Raw genomic sequence first — 19,497 nt, forward strand, 5'->3', positions numbered from 1 at the left:
TCACGCCGCAGTGACATTCCTGCCGGGCAATTCGATCACCCGCACACCGCTGATCCGCGCGCGCGCCATCTCCACCAGATGGGCGTGGTGGGTGAACAGGATGGCCTGTCCGCGGCTCCCAAGCTCTGCCGTTAGGTCAAGGGCCGCGGCGGCACGCTGATCATCGAAGCTCTCGAGGATGTCGTCCGTGACGAAGGGCAGGGGCCCCGCGTCGCGGACGAAGGCCGCGTGGCCCGCTACGCGCAGCGCGAGATAGAGTTGCGCCCGGGTCCCCGTCGACATGCAGTCGGCCGGCACCGAAAGTCCTTCGGAAATCCCGACAAGCCTTTCGTCCTGCCCCTGGACCCATGTATCGAGCCGTGACCAGACGCCGCCGGTCAGCCGGCGGAACGCGGCCTCGGTATCGGCCAGCATTGGGCCGCGGCGACTTTCACCGAGACGGCGCAAAGCGGTGCGCGCAGCTGCCGCGCCGATCGCGCGCACTATCGCCTCTCGCGCGCCGCCGGCCAGTTCTTCTAGGATCGCGGCCCTCTCCTGATCGGCTTCAGCCCCGCCGCCGGCCTTAAGGGCGGAGGCAAGCTCCTGCTGCGCGGCGCCGGCTTCGCGGTCCGCGGCAGCGCTGGCGTCTTCGGCGCGTGTCAGGTCGTCGGCAAGCCCGGCGCGCCGGGCCGGGTCGAGGTCGGCCTCCTCCTCGGCGAGCCGCATCGAGTCGAGATCCCGTCCGGCCTGGGATATCTCCGCTTCCGTGCGCTCCTGCTCCCTGCGCAGGCCATCACGCTCCTCGAATCGGGTGACGAGATGGTCGGGCGGCACGCCTTCGGGCACCTGTTGCCCCGCTAGCAATTCCGCGATGCGCTCGGCCGCCTGTTCCTGCGCCACGCGCGCCTCGCGGGCTGTGTCGGCAGCGTCGTCACGCCGCCTGGCGGCGGCGGCGATCTCCGCCGCTATGCGCTCGGCCTGGGTCCGGCGCTGGCGTGCCGCTCGCACCAGCGCCTCGGCGGTGGCGGCACGTCCGACCACCTCGCGAATGCGCGGCGCGACCGCCTCGAAGGTTTCCAGCGCCTGCTCCATGCGGGCGATCCGGTGATCCAGGTCGCGCAGCTGGTCCAGGGTCCTGGCAAGGTCAGCGGCCACCGGCAAGGCCTCGCGCAGGGCGGCCGGCGCCATCTGCCCTGCCCAGCTTTCCTCGGCCATGTCGGCCAGATCGGCCTTGCGCGCGGCGAGCCGCTCCTGGGCGCGCGTCACCTGCCGGACCAGTCCGGCCCTCTGTTCCTCCCGGGCCTGCCACCGCGCGAGGGCCGTCCCGGCCTCGCGCAACTCCGCCAGCCGCATCTTGGCGGCGACGCCGAGGGGCGTGTCGTCCCGGGACACGCCGCTCGTCTCGAGGGCCTCTCTCAGCCCGCGCTCAAGTGCAGCCAATCGATCCTCTGCGCGCTCTCGCGCTGTGGTGGCCGCCCGCTGCCGCGCCCCCGCCTCGAGCGCGAGCACCAGCGCTCGGCGGCGGGGCAGCAAGGAATCCGGTGGGGTGCCCGGGTTGAGCAGGAGACGCGGGGCGAGCACCGCCAGCCGGTCGCTTACGGCCCCGCATTCGGTCCGTGCGGTCGCGACAGAACGTTTGGCGGCTACCTCCCCGGCGCGGGCCGTCTCAAGCTCCTCGGACCTGCGCAGCAGCAACGCGCGCGCCTCGGCCCCCTCCGCGTGGGCTGCCGTGGCCTCGTCGTCAGCACGCATCGCGGCCTCGAAGCTCTCGGCCGTTTCCGCATCGAGGGCCGCGCGGTGGGTGGACCATGCCTGTTCCCGTGCGAGGCGGCGGCGCTGGACTTCCGCGATACCCATCGCCGCAGGGTTGGCTGCGGCGGCGGCGTAACGCGCTTCTGCCCCCTCGCGCGCGGCAATCGCATCGTCGCACTGTTCTTCTGCAACCGCCTGCGCATCGGCGGTCCGCGCCGCCGCCTGCACCATCGCCGAAACCTCCTCCTCGCTTGCAAGCCCCTCCGCCGACAGACGCGCCTCCCAGCCTATGGGAAGGCTCGCTGCCGCCAACCCGGTCGCCGCGACGGCCTCTGCCTCTGCCTCGTGCAGCGCGTCCAGATCCGGCGCCTCCGCCCTCATGCGCTCCCAAGCTTCGGCCAGCGCCGCCTCTCCTCGAGGGACAGCCGGTGCCTCACCTTGCCCCTCCTCGGCATCGGCCAGTGCTTCCCTCGCGCCGCGAAGATCGTTTTCGGCGTCCCTCACCTCCTGAAGCTGCGACGACAGAAGGTCGAGTGTTGCCGGCGCGAGGCGCATCTCCCGGGCCTCCGCTCCCTCGCCGCCAAGACGACTCGCCAGATCGTCAGCAGACGCCGCGAGCCGGTCGCGATCCGCGTGCCGCTTCTCCAGGTCCGCTTCGGCCCCCGCGACACGCAGCAGAAGCGGATGGTCGTCGAACCGCAGCCCGTCCAGATCGTCGAGCAAGGGGCCGAGATCGACCCCCTCCGGATCGGGCGTCAGTTCCTCGGACAGCAGCCTGGCCGCCTCGGCATAGTCCTCATTGGCGCGCCGCTCCCGCTCGGCGGCCTCGCGTGCTTCGGCGGCGATGCGCACCACCTCATGCGCGACTCCCTGCGCCAGGGCGGGACCCGTGGGATACCCCTCCAGAGCGTTTGCCAGTTCCGCCTGACGCGCACGCAGCTCCCGCCGCCGGGCCGCAGCATCGGCATAGGCGATCGCGCGGCGCGCCTCGGCCACGGCGTTGCGCGCCTCCTGCGCGGCCGCCTCGCGGGCCGTCGCGGTGGTGCGAAGCGCGTCGAAGCGTGTGGGCGAGAGCCGCCGCTCGCGCATTTCCGCCTCCAACTCTTTCAGCCGCCGCTTGGCGGCCGGCAGCACCTGCGCGCTGCCACCCTTCTTGTAGAAGCGCTCCACATCCTCCCTCACCTCGTCCAGCGCGCGCGAAAGGCCGGAAAGCCCGCTGGTGCCGGCATGGAGCAGACGGCCAAGATCTCCCTTCGCGGCGGCGATCTCCTCTCCGCCGGCGCGCAACACGGCATCGTCCAGCGAAAAACGAGTGCGGTAGGCATTCCGGTCGAGGCCGTGAAGCAGTGACGCAAGGCGGTGATCGGCCACCTCGCGTCCACTGCCATCCGTAAGGGAGCCGGTGTTGCGCGCCGTGCGTTGCAGCACGAGCGACCCCTCCGCCGTCTCTACCTCGGCCCCGACGAGCAGGTCCTTGCGCTCGAAGCGGAAAGCATATGGGTGGCCCTGCCTCTGAAGCCCATAGAGCAAATCTAGCCAAGCGGCGAATGCGGTGCTCTTGCCGGCCTCGTTTGGACCGAAGATGACCGTCACGTCCGGTCCTTCGCGCGCGCTCCCGAAGTCGAGAGAGGTCCCCTCGAAGCGGCCGTAGCGAGCGAGGTCGAGCCGGCGCAGCCTCACGGATTCTGCGCCTGAGAGAGCCGCGCCGCGACCGCCGCCAAGCCCTCCTCGATTAGTTCGTCTAGCTCACCGGCGTCCAGCACCTCGCGCAGCTCGGACGGCAGAACGTCCCGGAGATCCGCCAGTATTCGCTCCGCCTCATCCCGGAAGCCTGGGCTCTTCACCTCCTCGCGCATCGCCATCGCGAGGTCGCTAACGAGAGCGGCAGTTTCTGGCATATTTCCGGCGCGCACCAGCACGCGATCAAGATGCACTCCTTCAATGTCCTCGGCGAGCGCACCGAGGAAGCGTGCCGCTTCGCCGGACTGGGCAGAGAAAACCTGCGCACCGGGGCCCGACATCATGACCCGCAGCACCGTGGGGGCATCGCCTGAGCGGCCAGCGGCCAGTGCTTTGCGCACCCGATCCGTTCTGACATCCTGTGCCTCTTCCGCCGGCATGGGCAGCTCCATCTGGCGAAAGGCTACCAGACCGACGGGAAGGGCCTCTGCACGCGCCCCAAGTCCGTCGATATCCACGAGCGTGACCGAGCCCCCATTCGCTTCGCGAATGTGGCGACCCTGGGGAATTCCGCTCATGACCGCGAGCGCTCCATCGCTGCGCCACTCTTGCCGCTTGTGGATGTGGCCGAGCGCCCAGTAGTCGTAGCCGTGGCCCAACAGATCAGAAATCGAGCAAGGGGCGTAGGGATCGTGCCCGCTCGTCCCGTCCGGTGAGCAGTGCATCAGACCGACGTTGATCCGGCCAAGAACAGGCTGCGGGTATTGGGGCAGAAAGCTCTGCGTCTCGGGCTGACCGCCATGAGACAAGCCGTGAAAGCTCGCTTCACCGATATCCACGGTCGGGCGTTCGCGATCTAGAAGCAAGACGTTCTCTCCCAGCGGGCCGTAACGCGCATGATCAAGAAGTCCATCGTGGTTGCCGCGGATCATGATTGTTGGGATGCCCTCAGCGCCAAGCCGCGCCACCGCCATAGAAAGCACTGTTCGTGCGGTGACATCGGGCACTCCGGTGTCAAATATATCCCCCGCGAGAACTAGCGCATCGACCTGACGCTCGATGGCAAGATCAACGATTCTCCTTAGGACATCCCGCGAAGCCGTGCGCAGTCGCTCCCCGAGAGCGGGGTCCCGAAGAGCTACAGAGCGAAAAGGGGAATCGAGGTGAAGATCAGCAGCATGCAAAAGGCGCATACACTGGAGCATATCCATCCAGATGGAGACCACAACTCTTCGCTTTAGAATTGAGGGCATGCAATCTGAAGAATGGCGCGCCTGCGATACTGGCTCTGGCGACCTGCTCCCTCGAGAGCCATGCCGGTGTCCTGATCACGGCTTGGCGCGACGACTATAGCTACCATCGCCCCCATACGACCTCTACAGACTCACACCGTGGGAGCTTCACCAACGTTCAAAAGAGGAACGAAACCTAGAGATAGCCAACTTTTAAGCGGGGTCTAAGCCGTCCCGCCCGAGCTCGTCTGAGCTGTTGGAGAACAATGCGATTTTGTTGCTTGGGCACCGAAAGGGTGCTTACGTAGAAGCCCGGCCCGGTCGGCGTCTCGGAAGCCAGTCTCTTCCTCGGCTCGGCCTCCTGCCACGAGAGCCGCTGGCCGTGTGGCAGCGTTGAGCAATACCGCGAGCGTCGTCCATGCGCACTGGACGCACCCTTCGGCACGCAGCTACGCGATCGTGGTGCGCGACCAGCGTTTGCGGCACCAGAACCGCCGGCACGCCCTCGCGCCTCGAGGCACTTGTCACTGCGGACAAGGCCGAGGCGCAAGCGACCCGGAAGGGGGTGGTGCGCCACCCACACTACCAACTCCACAAGGGCGCTCCGGCACGAATTCTCGAAGGAGACCATTTTCGACCCTCCCAGCGACGCGCATTGAGCGACTCGGGGTTGGGCTGCATAGTGGGCTCAGCCCACAGCCGCCGGGACGCCATGCTCGACAATCCAGAACCACCTGTTTCCCGCGCCACGCTCGACGGGGCGCTCGATCTCTTCCGCGAGATCGTCGCGGTCAACGAGGCCGGCGGACGGCGTTTCGTCTCCTTCCGGCAGGGCGTGCTCCAGGGGGAGGAGGGCTACAAGAGTCGCGTCCACGCGATGGCGCGGCGGCGCATGGCGGCCGAAAACTGGGCGGCGGAAGATGTGGGCACCGGCAAGATCCTCGCGTCGATGGTGCAGGCCATCGCCGTGCCGGGCAACAACCTTCTCGCGATCGACGATCGGAACGGTCCCGATACGCGGACCCAGTTCCCGCTCGAAAAGGCGCTCGCGGACGGCCGGACGGGCGAGATGGAGCGCTTCTTCTTGGACCTCTATGCCCCGACCGATCCGCCTGACGACGAACGGCTCTTTTCCCGCGCCGTCGAGCACTTCGGCCGCGCATACCCCCTGATCGGGTATCTGTTCTTCCTCAGGGATATCGACCGGTTCACCCCGCTGCGTCCCAAGGGATTGCAGGCAGGACTGGCGGAGCTTGGTCTCGACTACAAGCTCGTGCAGAAATGCCAATGGGAAAACTACGGGGGGTTTCTCGAGATCGTTCATGGCCTGCGCCCAATGCTGGCCGAAGCACTGGACGACCCGGTGCTGCGCCTGATCGACGCTCATTCGTTTCTCTGGGTGCTCGGCAGCTGGAAGAGAACCCGCCAGGCAACTGGTGCATCGAGGCACGGAGCCGGTTCCACCTACGGCCCGGCCGAGATCGCCGCCTTCGAGATCGCGCGAAGCATTCTCGCCACAGTTTCCGTGGCAAACGGCCAGATCGTCGAGCGACGGGTGAAGCCCAAATCCACGTCGATGGATCGCGAGAATCTCATGAAACATGTTGCCGAGTTGATCCACGCCCAAAAAGGGCTCTGCAAGTTGACCGGACTGCCGCTCGATCTGCCGCCTGTCAGTGACCGCGACATGATGGCCTCTCCCGATCGGATCGACAGCGGCCTCGGATACGAGATCGGCAACATCCAGATCGTGTGCTGGTTCGCCAATCGCTGGAAGGGCGACGACAGCGACACGAACTTCCGCCGGCTCCTTTCTCGGCTCGGGATCGAGCCCCCGGCTTCGGACTGACGCATGGACCTCTCCGTCCGCCTGTCTGTCTTTCTGCCGGAAATCCCTGATAGGGGTTTCTCGGAGGCGGCAGGCCAGAGCCGCCGGGGGATCGCACACCTTTCTCCTTTTTTTGAGACGGTAGGTAAACATGGCCCCCTCCAAACCCGACATTCCGAAGAAACTGGCCGCCCGGGTCCGCGGCGCACAGGCGCGCGTGACGGATCTGCGCGACTCCCTCATCCACAATCACAAGCGACGCCTCCAGGCGCAGGCAGAGCTCGACGTCTTCCGTCGCCACCCGGAGGCCTATGCCGCGGATCGCTACGGCAACCACGGGGTCGACAGCTACCCCGTCCAAACCCGAACCCGCCGCCTCGCCGACGACGTAGCCTATCACTCGAGCCGCATCAGTTAAATCGAGCGGGACCTTCCGAACGCGGAAGCCGCACTCGTCGCCGTGGAAGCCGATGTCCTCGCTGAGGTGCTGTCCATGCGACCCTCGACGGGTCGCGTGCCATGGCCGAAGCCCCTCCCATCCTTCACCGGGCGCATCTCTCGCGGGCTCGAGGCGCAGCAGCGAGACATCGATGCCGAGCCTGCCCGAGTCTCGGCCTACCGCGCCCGCCTGAAAGCGGAATACGATTCCGAGATGGCCGAGCTCGACCGACAATCGCAGCGCGAGGATGAGGCTGAACAGCGCCGCTTTGCAAGTCTCTCCCCGGCCCAGCAGGAGGCCGAGCGCGCGGAAATCAGGACGTTTCTCAAGGTCCTCGAGGAGCGTGGTCTTAGCGTCGGCGATCTATTCAAGGGTTTGAGCGTCAGCGATACGTTCTACGAGGTCGACCGCGAAGCGCGCGCCAGGATCGCGCGGGGCGGCAGCGAAAGCTGAGTGTCCCTGGCGGCCCCGGCCGGAAGGGGACGCTGACATGAAGGCGATAAACAACGGTGACGGTCTCAGTCGGGCGCTTCGCTTTCCCCTCCCCGGGTGGGGCGGATCGCGTTTGGCCAGCTCGGCAGCGCGTGCTCGCGCAAGAGGAAAGTAGATCAGCAGACTGCGAATTCGTTCGCCCGAGAGTTTTTCAACTGAGACGACATTCAAGGCCTGAATGCAAATCACGGTGGCGGGCCCGGCGAGTTCATCAACGGAATGGGCGGGAAGCGGACCTTCGCTGCGGCTACGACTAAGGTTCTGGAGGGGCGGAAAGCGGCCATTCGCTGCTTCAGCGGGCGAGGTCATCCCAAGCGTGGAGCAGACCTTAGCGCTTTGGCAAACCAACAATTTGGTGCCCTGCATCGTGTACCAGGGGCTGGCGGATACGACCGTCGCCCCTGGCAACACCCATCAGATCACCGGCCCGCTGACGGGCAGAACCACCCGCACCACCGCCACTGGCGGGCGCTCAGCCCGGGTGACCGTGGGCACGAACACCGCGGGTCGCCCGGTGGAGGTGTGGGAGGTGGCCGGAGCAGGCCATGCCTGGGCCGAAGACTCGCAGACAGGCTCCTTCACCGATCCTACGGGCCCGGATGCCTCGGCAGAAATGGTCCGCTTCTTCGCAGCGCAGGGCTAATGCTCTTCAGCCCGGCCGATTTCGGTCGCCAACCTCCCGGGCAACGGGCCGGATCGGAAGACATATCCCCTCTCGTTTCAGCGACTTGCCGATCCAGCGCCGATTTATTCCACGGTCGGGAGTGCTTTCACCGTGACTAGACCTACATTGAGAGAGGAGCGGAGATAAATCCGTTCTCCTATCTCGCCGACGGAACAGAATCTTACGCCGGCGAACGACCGCCAGCTTGTCTAATTCGCCGGCGTGGTTTCCTAGCCATCCGTTCCCTGATGACGCTTCTGCGGCGTCACTTACCGGTTGCCTTTTGCGCACTCTGAACCGTGCGCTCTTCCCTGGCACCCCAGCCCGACAGGACATTTTCCCGATTGCGAGATCTTCAAGATCAGACCGCCCCACAGCCGACAGGACGAGATTGGGTCCGTGTGCTCTCGGCCTATCGTGAGCCCTCGCCGAGGCGCAGCGTGCTCGAGCTCGCGCTGACGGTCGTTCCCTTCGTCGCTCTGCTCGCCCTTTCCTGCTGGGCGCTCTCGATAAGCCATCTGCTTGCGGCAGGGATCGCTGCCGTCAACGGCGCCTTCCTCGTCCGCCTGTTTCTCATCCAGCACGATTGCAGCCATAATGCGCTCTTTCGCTCGCGGCCCGCGAACGAGTGGGTCGGGCGTATCCTCGGTGTCGTGACGCTGACGCCATTTGATGTCTGGCGGCGGTCGCATTCGCTGCACCACGCCTCCGTCGGCAATCTCGATGAGCGCGGCCTCGGCGACATTCCCACGCTGACCGTAGGCGAATATCGTCAACTCTCGCCGCTGCGAAGGGCGATCTATCGCCTCTATCGTCACCCGCTATTCCTGTTCGGCATCGTCCCCGCATTCGTCTTCGTGCTGCGCAACCGCGTGCCGGCCGGGCAGATGCGGGCGGGCCGGCGCTACTGGGTCAGCGCCATGCTGACGAACCTCGCCATAGCCGTGATACTTGGCATCGGGATATGGCTCGGTGGGCCTGCGGCGCTTTATGCGATCGGCCCCACAATCCTCGTCGGCGCCACCATCGGCATGTGGCTCTTCTACGTTCAGCACCAGTTCGAGAAGACGGTCTGGGACCATGAGCCGAAGTGGGACCTGCATGATGCCGCCCTGCACGGCAGCTCACATCTTGTGCTGCCGGCTCCGCTGGCCTGGTTCACCGCCAACATCGGGGCGCATCACGTGCACCACCTGCACGCGCGCGTGCCGTTCTACCGGCTCGCCGAAGTTCTGCGCGACCATCCGGCGCTCGACATGGCCCAGCGGCTGACCCTCTGGCAGAGCTTCCGCTGCGCCCGCCTGCACCTATGGGATGAAGAGCGCCGGCAACTGATGACCTTCCGCCAAGCGCGCGCGGTGCCGCAGATGGCACCACCCCGCATGGCCGCCTGATTTCCCCTCCCTCAAAAAGGATCCCGACATGGGTTATTCGTCCCCGAAGAAACCCTTCAACCTCAAAGCTTTCCTTGAGGCTCCGACCAAGCCCGGCAGCTCCCGCGGCCCCCGCCGCTTCCGCTCGACGGCCTACGCGATCCGCAAGGCGAACAAGGAAGCGTCGCCTGACACGACGCAATCGAGCTGAGAGACAATGTCGGGCTGCCTTCGGGCGGCCCCGCATTCATTTTGCGGCGGACCGATCCGCGGCCGGGTGCAGGCTAGGCAAGCTGGGCATCATGAGACTATTATGCGGCATAGCACGAAACGGCAGCTTCGCCCCGCTCAGCTGTCATCTCAGCTGCGGAGATGCGGCGCGATATTCGACTGTCAGGTTCTTTTGTAGCCGCACCGCACCGATGAATCGGCCGCCGAACGGTAGCAATGGTCCGGCCGGGGGCCATCTTGGCTGACGGGTTCAAATGTCAGTTCTGAGCCGTCCTTGACTGCGGCGAGACGGCCGCACAGGGGTCAGGAATTGATATCTGCTGCACGGCGCCGGCGGCACGACGACCCGTCGGCTACTAGCACCACCGGCGCAACCAGTTCCGCTGCCGAGCGTTGCTTGAGCATGGAACTGAATTGCGAACGTCACGGTGCCGGATCACCCTTGCTCCTGGTTCATGGGCTGGGTGGAAGCGTCCGGTCGTGGGACAGCATCCTGCCGATGCTTGCTCGCGAGTGCGAGGTCGTGTTGGTCGATCTGCCTGGGCACGGGGGGTCTCCGGCGCTTCCGGGACGCCAGACGATCGCCGCCTATGCGGACGCGCTCGAGCACTTCATCGACCGGAACGGGCTCGCCGGCGTCGATACCGTTGGCAGTTCTGTCGGTGCGCGGCTGGTGCTGGAACTGGCACGGCGCGGCATCGGCGGCCACACGGTCGCTTTTGATCCGGGCGGCTTCTGGCGCGGCTGGGAGACGGCGTGGTTCCGCTCCACGCTTGCCGCCTCGGTTCGGCTGGTGCGCCTCCTGCGGCGGCGCATTCCGGCGCTCTCGCACAGCCGCGCCGCGCGGGCCGTTCTGCTCGCGCAACTGTCGGCGAGGCCCGGCGCCCTCGATCCCCTGCTGGTCCGGAACGAGCTGACGGCCATAGCCGAGACAGACGTGTTCGACGCGATGCTGCGCGAACTGGCGCGTGGTCCGTTGCAGGAGGGGACCGCCACACCTCCGGGCCGCGTGACGATTGGCTGGGGCCGTCAGGATCGTCTCCTGCTGCCACGTCAGGCGGAACGCGCGCAAGCGGCCTTCCCCACCGCGCGGTTGCACTGGTTCGAGCGGTGTGGCCACTTCCCGCAATGGGACCGCCCGAAGGAGGCCGCAGAGGTCATCTTGGAAACGATGGCGAGATGAGGCGCGGATGCCTGACGTGACCTACCACGCGCGATCCAGCTCCTCGAGAAACTGCATGATGAGACGGAGATAACTCGAGCGGATGCTTCCTTTGCCCGCTCCGCCGACCTTCACCTTCGAAAATGATGCGCGAGGGATGAATGGCCGATATCGTGAAGCTGCATCGCAGCGTTCGACCATCAAGCCAATGGCAGCTCTGGGCCGGGAGCAGACCTTAGCTGCGGTCGGCACAAGCGGTCAGGTGGGGCGTGTTACGTTCAAAAACTCTTGCTTGATCGAGGGGTGTCGTGCTGATTCAATTCTGCCAATGGGCGGGAGGATCGACGATGATGGGACCGAGGCAGGAGGCGCAACCGGCGCTGTTCTAGGAGTTCTCCCTAGAGCATCACGCCCCGCAGGATCACCTGCTGCAGTCCATTGATCACCGCGTCGACCTAAGCAGCAACGGCGCCTACCTCACGGATTTCTGCAGTCATATATTGCGGGGAGAGAAGTAACTGTGGCTAAGATTCTAGAGTGGTAATGGAAATGCAGCGCTATGATTGCTTTGCCTCACTTGTCGATGAAATCGAGGCGATAGAAGAATACGGAAAAACTGCTGTCAAGAACGAGGTCGATCCAAATATCAGGCTGACTCAGCTTACGAAGAAGATTGGGAAATTTATGAAAAGCGTAGGGGAAGATGACGCAGAACTATCGTTCTTGTTGAACCATGAGCGCGCAGACATTCGCCATTGGGCAGCAAACTTCCTCCCTCAGAAACATGAGCGCAAAAACGAGGCGTGGGGTATACTTGAGGAGCTAGCGGCTAAAGAACGCGGAAGAATTGGCCGGCGGTCGCATCTTTTGGTCACGAAGGTTCGGGAAAGCATGCGCAGGCAAGGCCTGACGGACTAGCCCAACCTTCGTGCGCTCATGGCGAGGTGAAACAAGTTGCCCTTTTCTTGTTGTGTCCATTCTACCAACAGCCGGAATCACCCTAGACTAGTGCGAGGCACGATTGCAGCAGCGGACAGGCCGATAAAACACCTTGTGTAGGCTGGGGTTTCGCCGCCTTAGTAGCCAAGCCGACCGATGCCGCGGAAGTGGGCGTCGACGATGGTCAGAAACCGGAGTTTCCTTTTGAGCGTGCGCTCAGGAAGTCTTTCGCGTTGAACCCGGTTTTCGTATTGAGGCTTGAGGGCATTGTGGTAAAGCGCGGGGCGAAGCTCAGGAAACGCGAAGACGAAAAGAGAGTTTGATTGTGCGCTGCGGTGGATCCCCTGGCGCAAGATGAAGCTTCAATTCCGGTGCTCCGCTTCCCAATTCATTGGCGCGAAGGGCAAGAAGCTCAGAGCCGGCGCTCCATGAAGACCAGCCCCGCTGCAAGCTCGGGCAACACCCAGATATAGGGCCCGCGTTCGGTGAAGTCGGCGGCGCAGTAGAGCGCCCGCGCTTCGTGGTGCAGCGGCCCGGTGTCGAGCCGGATGGTGTCGTAGCCATCCGCCTGCGCCAAGGCGGCGTCGCAAAGTGCCCGGCCGACGCCGCGGCCACGGGCGCCCTCCGCCGCGAGGCATTTTCGACGGCTCTTCCGGCTCTGCTGGACCGTGGCCGGAGTGAATGAGATGCGATGGAAATTGCGCAAAAGTATCGGAGCCTTGCGGCCCCAGTTTAAGTCGCTTGGTGCAATGCTGCGCTAGATCGTTCCCTCGATATCGGACAATGCATCGGCAAGAAGCTGCAGCGCGGCAGCTTGCGGGTCGCGGCGACCCTTCAGGTTCTCGGCCACCCGGAGGTATGTGCCCGCCGCGCCGCTAACATGCTCCCGGCGAAGTGGGTCCTTGTGTCCCAGGATGCGGTCAATCGTGGAGGCGGGCACCTCAAGCGCCAGCATCAGGGTTGCCGCTGTGCGACGAAGATCGTGTCGATGCCAGCCTGACGTGCTCGTCAGCTCGTGAAATGTCTTCTGGAAGCGGTTCCAGTTCCCGATCGGGTTGCCCTCTTGGTTGGGAAAGACGAGCGAGCGCGGCCCGCCCTCTGTGACTGACGGCAGCGTCTGCAAGAGGTCGGTTGCCGCCTGGGACAGGGGCAAGACTGAGATCGTGGCCCGCCTCTTGTCGACTTGATGTGAGGCTTCCGCCAGTGGCGGTTGTCGAAGTCGATGTCCTCCACCTTCAAGGTGGCGGCCTCGTCCAGTCGAGCCCCGGTGAGGAGCAGAAAGCGCAAGAGGATCGGGCGGTAATCATGGGCCGGCGGAACGCGGGAGCGCAGTTCTCCCGGTGCCGGATTGAAAATCCTCGTGTCGGTGGTTCGATTCCGCCCCCGGGCACCACAAAAAAATAAAAACAATATCCTACACTATGGCTCGACGCTTAGGCCGGCATGACATTGCTCGTGGGTATCATTGGGGTATCAGTTTCCTGTGCGGGACAAGGCGAGGATGTCTCAGGAATTTCTCCTGCAAACTTATGTGAGCCTCGCCTCAATCCGTGCTGGAATGCCGTTGAGCGCGAGAACGCGCGCAAAAGCACTTGCATACGCTTCTGCGCGTTCAACTGATTGCGAGGGCAGGAGGCACGGGATTTTCACCCCTCCTCGATATCCACGGTCACCCCTGCCGGTTCGCAACAGCCACCGCGGAAAACTGCGCCGACCATCTTCTATCAAGATGCTAGCCGACCCGCATTCTCCATCCTCGATTACACCAAAGTCCCTCAAGATCATCGGCGTTGGTAAGGTGGCGGCATGCGCAACCCGCGCACACTCATCGGCAAGTTCGAACAGCCGGGACCATTTCGCGTCGCTGTCAGCTTCTGGGAAGATCACAGGTGGTGTTTCGGGCGTGACTATGCCCGGCGAACTTCGGTCGGGCACCGCAGTAGATAGACTTGGAAGCTCGTCTGGCTTCAACATCCAGCCGGTGCGGACAACACCTTGTTTGCCCGTCCTGGAAGTCACGTTCACTAGGCTGTTAAAACGCGCCCCGTAACCGCCGTGCCATTCTTGGATTTCAAGGTCTCGTGGCTCAGATAACAAGAGCCCGTCGTAAAACTGAGCGGCGAGAAATCGCCGGTCTTCGGGCGCGAAACCAAGCTCGTCCACGAAAAATGTTGCGCGTGACCGACCCTTCTCGTGGTCGAAGTTGAACAGGAAGTCGGTGAATTTTCCTTCTAGCATGATGGCTTGCAGTACATCGTGACCGGGCTCGGCCGAGGAAAACCGAAACTCTCTTACGTCCTTGGTTGACCATGAAGATTGAGTCATTTTTTAAAAGACGCGACCTTCGACCGTCACATGCGTTTTACGCTCAAAGCGGTCCAACGAGAGGCGACCGCGCTGCGATAACCCGACTTCGGCCAACTTTAGTCGGTCCGGAACCTGCACGAAAGAATAGTCAACCCAGCTCAGTCCACCCGGCTTGAAGTCTGCTGCCCCCTCAAGTTCAAACTCTTCGAAGCCCTCGATTGAACGTTGTTGAATGACGGCGCCGTTTTCAATGTAGGCGAGGTGCATCAATCCATCGAAAAACGCGCGTCGCAAAAGCGGGTTTCCCAAGTCAATTTCGCACGATCCAACATACCCAGGTTGTTGCCCAAGCATTTCGTCGCATTTGAGGCGGACGCTATTCGAAACATGGGAAAGAGCGAGGCACTCCTCCTGCCGCAAGCGCAGTACATCGAGAATTTCTCGTGGGTTTGGGCCATGCCGCTGGTTTCCGAGCGCCTCCGACATGTCCCAAAGAAGCATTCGATAGAGCAACATGTCGTGAGAGATCGTGTGACTTGACCGCCTTTCGCTTGAGGAGACTTCAGTGACCTTCTGTGCGAACTCTGAAAGCAAAGGCAGGCCCCCACGCAGTTCAGTGGTTATTGTGCCATCTGGGTCGGCTCTTGATACTGCTGCGAGCAGTGCGGCTGTAAATGAACTTAGTGCTGGTTCCCTGACGCCCTGCGCATTCCCATTAAAGAAAAACAGGCACGGAAACTCGGACTGTCTCATCGTCGCGCACCTCTCAGGATTTGTCGTAGATCAAAAGAGCAACCTCTTGGCCACATTGTGATCCTCGCTGACATACCGCTCAAACCTAACTAGAGCTGGGAGAAACATTGAAAAACAACAGTCCACCCCATATGGTAGCGGTCTACCGAGTAGCATCGACAATTTGTGGTCAGGTGTCTTGGCAAAGAAGATACATGCGTCTGGGATAAAAGGTGAACAAGGGCTAGCGCACATCCGCAAGGTTGTGGCTGCCATGGAGTACCTATTCTACGAAACTGGTGGCGTGGAAGCCGGTATCGACGGCACAATCGAAATCCGCGACCCGGAAACGGGCGAGGTGGCCAATCAGATCGTCCAGTTTCGGAGCAAGGCCACCGGCAACCGCCTGCCCGGTGAGTCCGAGCTGGGCTTCCACTGGCCCTGCGACGAACGCGACATCGAGTACTGGACGTTCGGCACCGCGCCGGTGGTGTTGATCGTGGTCGATCTGACCAAGGATCGCGCCTACTGGAAGGACGTGCGGACGTGGTTCGCCGTTCCGCAGAACCGCGCCAGCCGCAAGGTGCAGTTCGACAAGACCGCCGATCTGTTCACTGCCGACGCCGCGCGCGCAGTGCGCGAGGTGGCAGCGACCGCGCGCCCTGGCAGCTACTATTCCGCGCCGCGCCGGAGCGAAGAGTTGACGACCAATCTGCTGCGCGTGTCGGCTATGGCCACGACACTGTACTGGGCACTGACCGATGCGAAGAGCGTTGGCGAGTTCTGGCGCAGAGTGAAGGAACACGACCCTATCCGCCAAGGGAGGCGATCCTTCGCGGCGGGGCGGTACTCTCTTTCCGCAATCTGGACGCTCCGTCGTGGCGCGAGGTCTGTGATACCGGCGCGATGGAGGAGTTCGACGTCTCGGAGTGGTCGCTGTCGGACGACCCGTACAGAGAACGTGACTTCGTAGACCTGCTGAACCGCGCCATGAAGGAGATGGTGAGCCGCGACATGAGTTACGACCGCGATCACCACGCGATGTTTTTTCGCCCCAACCCCGGCAAACGGGATCGCAAGATTGGCTATTTTGCGGAAAAAAAGAAGAGCCCGGGCCGTTTTGTAGCGAAGCAGTACAAGGGATTCTGGCGACATTCGGCGTTCAAGTGGCAGTTCATCCGCATCGAGGACGACTGGTTTGTGCAGATCACGCCAACCTACCACTTCACCCGCGACGGTAGGGAGAAGGACGGTTTCGGTGGCGAGCACCTGTCGAAGATCAAGCGCATGGAGTGGGACCCGGATGTGCGCCGTCAATTCGTCATGTGGCGCGCCTACCTTTGCGCCGACGAGCAGGAAGATATGTTCCAGCAAGCATACCCGTATCTGACGTTCACGCCCGCCGACAAGTTGGCGGCGGACTTCGGTGTGCAAGACGATCTGTGGAAGCCGGTGCGCGCCACCCCGCCGGACACGGAGGGGCTGCTGCTGTGATGAAGCTGTCCCACCTGCCGGAAGCGGAGTTGGAGTTCGGGCAGGCCCACCGCCACATCGAAATTCGGTTCGGCCTGATGGACTACGGCCCGCTCGACGCGGGACAGACCGGCGCGCCGAACGCCGTGCGGGTGGGCCTGATAGGCGACACGGAAACGCTGGAAGGGACTCAGGGCTGGTTAGCCCGCTGCGCCGCTGGCATCGAGGGCAAGGCCGACACCCGCCTGACCAACCTTTATCCGCCGTTCCCCGGCTGCACGGCGGACGGTCCCTTCCGCGTGGCCTGTACCTGCGACGAGCAGGACACCCACACGATACCGGCGCGGGCGTTGCACAAGCTGAGGAATAGCAACCCGCTGAACCTCGCGGACCGCTACGGCGACCTGTTCATTGCAGAATTGCGGGCGTTGGCTGAGGGCAACACCCGGCCGGACGTGGTGCTGATTGGCTTGCCGCTGGACGTGATAGCCGCGATGAATGTGACCACCGACGACGACGAGGTGGTGGAGAGTGAGGCGGCACCTTCCGGTGTGGACTTCCGTGCGCGACTGAAAATTGCGGCGATGGATTTCGGCCTGCCAATTCAGATTTTCTGGCCCACGCTCTACGATCCGACGATCAAAATTCCTCGGATGACAAAAACTGACAGTTCCGAGAGGTGCAGAAGGACGCCACCCGCGCGTGGAATCTGTTCACGGCGCTTCACTACAAGGCGGGCGGCCTGCCTTGGCGGCTAGCGCGCGATTCCCGGAAGATGCGATCCTGCTTCGTGGGCATCAGCTTCCACGAGTCGCACAGCGGCGAGTATCTAGACACCAGCACCGCGCAGATGTTCGACGAGCGCGGCGAAGGTATGATCCTGCGCGGCGGGCGCGCGGCCAAGCTGTCGGACGACCGGCGGCCCTACATGACCGAGGCCCACGCGCACGACCTGCTGTCCCGGTCGATGCAGCGATACCACGACCGGCACGCGCAGTATCCGGCGCGGGTGGTACTGCACAAGACGTCGCCCTTCCAACGCGAAGAAATGGCGGGCTTCGACGCCGCAGTGGAGGAATGCCGGATCGATAATCTGGACTGCATGGCTGTGGCCCCCTGCGCCTTCCGCCTTTTCCGCGACGGGCAGTTCCCGCCCCTGCGCGGCACCCTGTTGCGCTTGGACCGCGACCGCGCAGTTATTTACAGCCGGGGCGGAGTGGACTTCTTCAAGACCTACACCGGCATGTACATTCCCAAGCCGCTGATGATCCGCTCGCAGGCCCCGTCGCAGCCGGTGACACATAATGCGGCAGAAATCTTGGCATTGAGCAAGATGAACTGGAATAACACTCAGTTTGACAATCGAGACCCAATTACCATCGCCGCGTCACGCAAGGTCGGAAAAATCCTCAAATATGTTTCTGAGTGTGACCGCGTCCAAACCCGATACAGCTATTTCATGTAGTAGATTGGTTTTAATGGCGCTTGCCCCTAATTGTTAGGCTCTCCCAAAAAAAGAGGCTGCGCAGTAGCGCCACCCATGTATCGTGTAGGGTGTTGGGGGCTCTACTTTGATTGCACCGATGGGGCACTCCGGGATTTTCGCGCCTCCTTTTCGGAAACTGAACCGTTCACCCATTGCCACGGAGCACGCGGCGTCCTCGCCTTAGCCAGTATGGCAGGACGGTACTAAATCGCCGCCAAGACATCCCGGAAACTGGCGAGACCGGCTTCAAGGTCCTCAATGATTTCCTCCGCAAGTTCTTCTGGCTCGGGCAAGTTATCCAAATCCGTCAAAGACCTGTCCTTGATCCAGAACACGTCCAGGCTCGCCTTGTCGCGCGCGAGAAGATCCTTGACCGAGAACCGACGCCAGCGTCCTTCGGGATTGCTGTCGGGGTGCCATGATTCCTGTCGGCTGTGGAGCGCGCCCGTTCTGTAAAGCTCGACGAACTCGCGCAGATGCTCGAAAGTCATCGGCTTTTTCTTCAATGTGTGATGAATGTTGGTGCGGTAGTCGTAGTACCAGACGTCTTTGGTATGGCCGGTCGGGTTACGGGCTGGGGAACACCCAGCATCGCCATGTTGGTGGACATCGTGCGGCGAAGGTCGTGGATGATCCACGGGTCCGTGCCTTCGGGCAGAGTCTTGTCGAGCCGGTCTTTCAGGCGACCAAACCCGGAGACGGGCGATTTGCCGGTTGTCGTGAACACGAAATCCGACCCGAGGAACCTCGGCCCCCTGCGCAGCACGTCCAGCATCGCGTCGGTGATCGGGACGGTGTGCTGCCTGCCGTTCTTGGCGCGCTGTGAAGGCAGCGTCCACAAGCGTTTTTCGAGGTCGAGTTCCGACCAACGCATTTCAGCGACTTCGGCGCGTCTCTGGTCGCTGAGGATCAACAGGTTCATGCAATCCCCGAAAGGATAGCCTTCGGCGTCACAGGCCGTCGACAGCGCGCCCAGCTCATCGTCGGCCAGCACGCGCTCGCGCGACCGTTCCTTGGACAGCGGTTTCATCCCGGCGACGGGGGAGGCGTCGATCATGCCGCGCTCGACGCACCAGCCCATCAGGTGCTTGAGGTGCGCCAGTGCACGGTTCGCGCTGACCGGCGCGGATTTGTGGATCACGTCGCAGGCTTTCACGACATCGGCGCGCTTGATCTCGTCGATACGTTTGCCGTGCAGGGTCGTGAACTTCGCCAGCAGGGCTTCCTTGCGCTTCCAGTCACGGTTGTGAACCTTGGCGTGTTTCTCGATGTAATCGGGGATCACGTCGCCCAGCGTCGGTTTCTTTTCGATTTCTTTGCCGGTACGATCCTCAAAGCAGCCCGTCTCGATTTCGTATAGGATCTTTTGCACCCTCTCCCGAGCATCAGCCAGCGAAACGACGCCGAACCGTCCGATGGTCAGGCGGCGCATTTCGCCGTTGATGCGCTTGTGCAGGCAAAACGTCTTGGTGCCGGAAGTGCTGATGCGCAGGACAAGACCCGGCATCAACTCGTCCCGAAAATCGAGGCGTTTAGACGGATCAGGCTTCTGCCCTTCGATGAACTTGCTGGAGAGTTTGCGTTTCATAAGCCCATGATAAGACGGGCGGACAAGCCACGTCAGGGGCAACTCTAGACGGCTCGCAGGGTTTTGGTTTGACTTGTGCCGGAACGAGAATCCAGAACACACTCTGTGCAAAGCTGCGCTAGAATGATAGTTTGGCGATG

Annotated in this window: 20 protein-coding genes and 2 pseudogenes; 14 read left to right on the forward strand and 8 right to left on the reverse strand. The window is 63.1% G+C overall.

The genetic code is table 11. The features are described 5' to 3' along the window. Nucleotides 1–3,411: an AAA family ATPase gene (locus GY170_RS02370; protein ID WP_163889613.1), complete on the reverse strand. Its 3,411-nt coding sequence runs from the start codon at nt 3,409–3,411 to the stop codon at nt 1–3. Then, nucleotides 3,408–4,664 (reverse strand): metallophosphoesterase family protein, encoded by a 1,257-nt coding sequence (locus GY170_RS02375; protein WP_328799880.1) that lies wholly within the window; start codon nt 4,662–4,664, stop codon nt 3,408–3,410. Before GY170_RS02375 ends, GY170_RS02370 begins: the two co-directional genes overlap by 4 nt. Nucleotides 4,665–4,723: 59 nt before the next feature. Here GY170_RS02375 and GY170_RS18425 point away from each other — a divergent pair. The 10 genes and pseudogenes from GY170_RS18425 to GY170_RS02415 form a co-directional block, all read left to right on the forward strand. After that, nucleotides 4,724–4,860: pseudogene (locus tag GY170_RS18425) on the forward strand (integrase core domain-containing protein); the annotation flags it as partial. A gap of 495 nt (nt 4,861–5,355) precedes the next feature. Then, nucleotides 5,356–6,492, forward strand: a complete 1,137-nt coding sequence (locus GY170_RS02380; protein ID WP_163889617.1) for a hypothetical protein — start codon at nt 5,356–5,358, stop codon at nt 6,490–6,492. 130 nt (nt 6,493–6,622) lie between these two features. Next, nucleotides 6,623–6,889 carry a hypothetical protein gene (locus tag GY170_RS02385; protein WP_163889619.1) on the forward strand — a complete coding sequence of 89 codons (267 nt, stop codon included), beginning with the start codon at nt 6,623–6,625 and terminating at the stop codon, nt 6,887–6,889. Nucleotides 6,890–6,931: 42 nt separating this feature from the next. Further along, nucleotides 6,932–7,363 carry a hypothetical protein gene (locus GY170_RS02390; RefSeq protein ID WP_163889621.1) on the forward strand — a complete coding sequence of 144 codons (432 nt, stop codon included), beginning with the start codon at nt 6,932–6,934 and terminating at the stop codon, nt 7,361–7,363. A 394-nt stretch (nt 7,364–7,757) separates the two neighbouring features. After that, a complete protein-coding gene (locus GY170_RS02395) occupies nt 7,758–8,045 on the forward strand; it encodes an alpha/beta hydrolase family protein (RefSeq protein WP_163889623.1) in 288 nt (95 codons plus the stop codon). A gap of 461 nt (nt 8,046–8,506) precedes the next feature. Continuing rightward, nucleotides 8,507–9,460, forward strand: a complete 954-nt coding sequence (locus GY170_RS02400) for a fatty acid desaturase (RefSeq protein ID WP_235937779.1) — start codon at nt 8,507–8,509, stop codon at nt 9,458–9,460. Nucleotides 9,461–9,488: 28 nt separating this feature from the next. After that, nucleotides 9,489–9,650, forward strand: coding sequence for a hypothetical protein (locus tag GY170_RS02405; RefSeq protein WP_163889627.1), 162 nt, complete (start codon nt 9,489–9,491; stop codon nt 9,648–9,650). A 423-nt stretch (nt 9,651–10,073) separates the two neighbouring features. Further along, the gene (locus tag GY170_RS02410; protein WP_163891112.1) at nt 10,074–10,853 is read left to right on the forward strand and encodes an alpha/beta fold hydrolase; all 780 of its coding nucleotides are present in this window, start codon (nt 10,074–10,076) and stop codon (nt 10,851–10,853) included. A 326-nt stretch (nt 10,854–11,179) separates the two neighbouring features. Next, nucleotides 11,180–11,329 (forward strand): annotated as a pseudogene (locus GY170_RS18665) (IS5/IS1182 family transposase); the annotation flags it as partial. 46 nt (nt 11,330–11,375) lie between these two features. Then, a complete protein-coding gene (locus tag GY170_RS02415) occupies nt 11,376–11,750 on the forward strand; it encodes a hypothetical protein (RefSeq protein ID WP_163889629.1) in 375 nt (124 codons plus the stop codon). A gap of 433 nt (nt 11,751–12,183) precedes the next feature. On the opposite strand, the gene GY170_RS18635 is transcribed toward GY170_RS02415, so the two are convergent. From GY170_RS18635 to GY170_RS02435, 4 genes are all read right to left on the reverse strand, one after another. After that, nucleotides 12,184–12,477, reverse strand: coding sequence for a GNAT family N-acetyltransferase (locus GY170_RS18635; RefSeq protein ID WP_203531139.1), 294 nt, complete (start codon nt 12,475–12,477; stop codon nt 12,184–12,186). A 51-nt stretch (nt 12,478–12,528) separates the two neighbouring features. Then, on the reverse strand, nt 12,529–12,924 hold the full coding sequence (locus GY170_RS02425; RefSeq protein ID WP_163889632.1) for a tyrosine-type recombinase/integrase: 396 nt from the start codon (nt 12,922–12,924) through the stop codon (nt 12,529–12,531). 374 nt (nt 12,925–13,298) lie between these two features. Further along, on the reverse strand, nt 13,299–14,096 hold the full coding sequence (locus tag GY170_RS02430; RefSeq protein ID WP_163889634.1) for a DUF6883 domain-containing protein: 798 nt from the start codon (nt 14,094–14,096) through the stop codon (nt 13,299–13,301). Nucleotides 14,097–14,099: 3 nt separating this feature from the next. Continuing rightward, nucleotides 14,100–14,831: a hypothetical protein gene (locus GY170_RS02435; protein ID WP_163889636.1), complete on the reverse strand. Its 732-nt coding sequence runs from the start codon at nt 14,829–14,831 to the stop codon at nt 14,100–14,102. A gap of 178 nt (nt 14,832–15,009) precedes the next feature. On the opposite strand from GY170_RS02435, the gene GY170_RS02440 reads away from it, so the two are divergent. From GY170_RS02440 to GY170_RS18330, 4 genes are read left to right on the forward strand one after another with little or no spacing between them, the layout of a single operon-like run. Then, nucleotides 15,010–15,783, forward strand: coding sequence for a DUF4365 domain-containing protein (locus tag GY170_RS02440; protein ID WP_268895025.1), 774 nt, complete (start codon nt 15,010–15,012; stop codon nt 15,781–15,783). After that, a complete protein-coding gene (locus GY170_RS02445; RefSeq protein ID WP_163889640.1) occupies nt 15,717–16,304 on the forward strand; it encodes a hypothetical protein in 588 nt (195 codons plus the stop codon). The genes GY170_RS02440 and GY170_RS02445 overlap by 67 nt, the downstream gene beginning before the upstream one ends. After that, nucleotides 16,304–17,041, forward strand: a complete 738-nt coding sequence (locus tag GY170_RS18325) for an argonaute/piwi family protein (RefSeq protein WP_209316604.1) — start codon at nt 16,304–16,306, stop codon at nt 17,039–17,041. Before GY170_RS02445 ends, GY170_RS18325 begins: the two co-directional genes overlap by 1 nt. Further along, nucleotides 16,963–17,748 carry an argonaute/piwi family protein gene (locus tag GY170_RS18330; RefSeq protein WP_203531141.1) on the forward strand — a complete coding sequence of 262 codons (786 nt, stop codon included), beginning with the start codon at nt 16,963–16,965 and terminating at the stop codon, nt 17,746–17,748. The genes GY170_RS18325 and GY170_RS18330 overlap by 79 nt, the downstream gene beginning before the upstream one ends. A gap of 224 nt (nt 17,749–17,972) precedes the next feature. On the opposite strand, the gene GY170_RS02455 is transcribed toward GY170_RS18330, so the two are convergent. Both GY170_RS02455 and GY170_RS02460 read right to left on the reverse strand, forming a co-directional pair. Then, the gene (locus GY170_RS02455; protein ID WP_203531142.1) at nt 17,973–18,260 is read right to left on the reverse strand and encodes a hypothetical protein; all 288 of its coding nucleotides are present in this window, start codon (nt 18,258–18,260) and stop codon (nt 17,973–17,975) included. A gap of 11 nt (nt 18,261–18,271) precedes the next feature. Then, on the reverse strand, nt 18,272–19,357 hold the full coding sequence (locus GY170_RS02460; RefSeq protein ID WP_235923993.1) for a tyrosine-type recombinase/integrase: 1,086 nt from the start codon (nt 19,355–19,357) through the stop codon (nt 18,272–18,274). Nucleotides 19,358–19,497: the final 140 nt, after the last annotated feature.

Origin of the sequence: Pseudoroseicyclus tamaricis, from assembly GCF_012070395.1 — a bacterium.
GTDB classification, from domain to species: domain Bacteria; phylum Pseudomonadota; class Alphaproteobacteria; order Rhodobacterales; family Rhodobacteraceae; genus Pseudoroseicyclus_A; species Pseudoroseicyclus_A tamaricis.

Excerpts from the sequence above, each read along its gene's own strand:
- GY170_RS02430 (WP_163889634.1), bottom strand. The coding sequence starts at position 14,096 with ATGACTCAATCTTCATGGTCAACCAAGGACGTAAGAGAGTTTCGGTTT.
- GY170_RS02460 (WP_235923993.1), bottom strand. The coding sequence starts at position 19,357 with ATGAAACGCAAACTCTCCAGCAAGTTCATCGAAGGGCAGAAGCCTGAT.
- GY170_RS02375 (WP_328799880.1), bottom strand. The coding sequence starts at position 4,664 with ATGCCCTCAATTCTAAAGCGAAGAGTTGTGGTCTCCATCTGGATGGAT.
- GY170_RS18325 (WP_209316604.1), top strand. The coding sequence starts at position 16,304 with ATGAAGCTGTCCCACCTGCCGGAAGCGGAGTTGGAGTTCGGGCAGGCC.
- GY170_RS02405 (WP_163889627.1), top strand. The coding sequence starts at position 9,489 with ATGGGTTATTCGTCCCCGAAGAAACCCTTCAACCTCAAAGCTTTCCTT.
- GY170_RS02415 (WP_163889629.1), top strand. The coding sequence starts at position 11,376 with ATGGAAATGCAGCGCTATGATTGCTTTGCCTCACTTGTCGATGAAATC.
- GY170_RS02385 (WP_163889619.1), top strand. The coding sequence starts at position 6,623 with ATGGCCCCCTCCAAACCCGACATTCCGAAGAAACTGGCCGCCCGGGTC.
- GY170_RS02380 (WP_163889617.1), top strand. The coding sequence starts at position 5,356 with ATGCTCGACAATCCAGAACCACCTGTTTCCCGCGCCACGCTCGACGGG.
- GY170_RS02435 (WP_163889636.1), bottom strand. The coding sequence starts at position 14,831 with ATGAGACAGTCCGAGTTTCCGTGCCTGTTTTTCTTTAATGGGAATGCG.
- GY170_RS02455 (WP_203531142.1), bottom strand. The coding sequence starts at position 18,260 with ATGACTTTCGAGCATCTGCGCGAGTTCGTCGAGCTTTACAGAACGGGC.
- GY170_RS02410 (WP_163891112.1), top strand. The coding sequence starts at position 10,074 with ATGGAACTGAATTGCGAACGTCACGGTGCCGGATCACCCTTGCTCCTG.
- GY170_RS02445 (WP_163889640.1), top strand. The coding sequence starts at position 15,717 with ATGGAGGAGTTCGACGTCTCGGAGTGGTCGCTGTCGGACGACCCGTAC.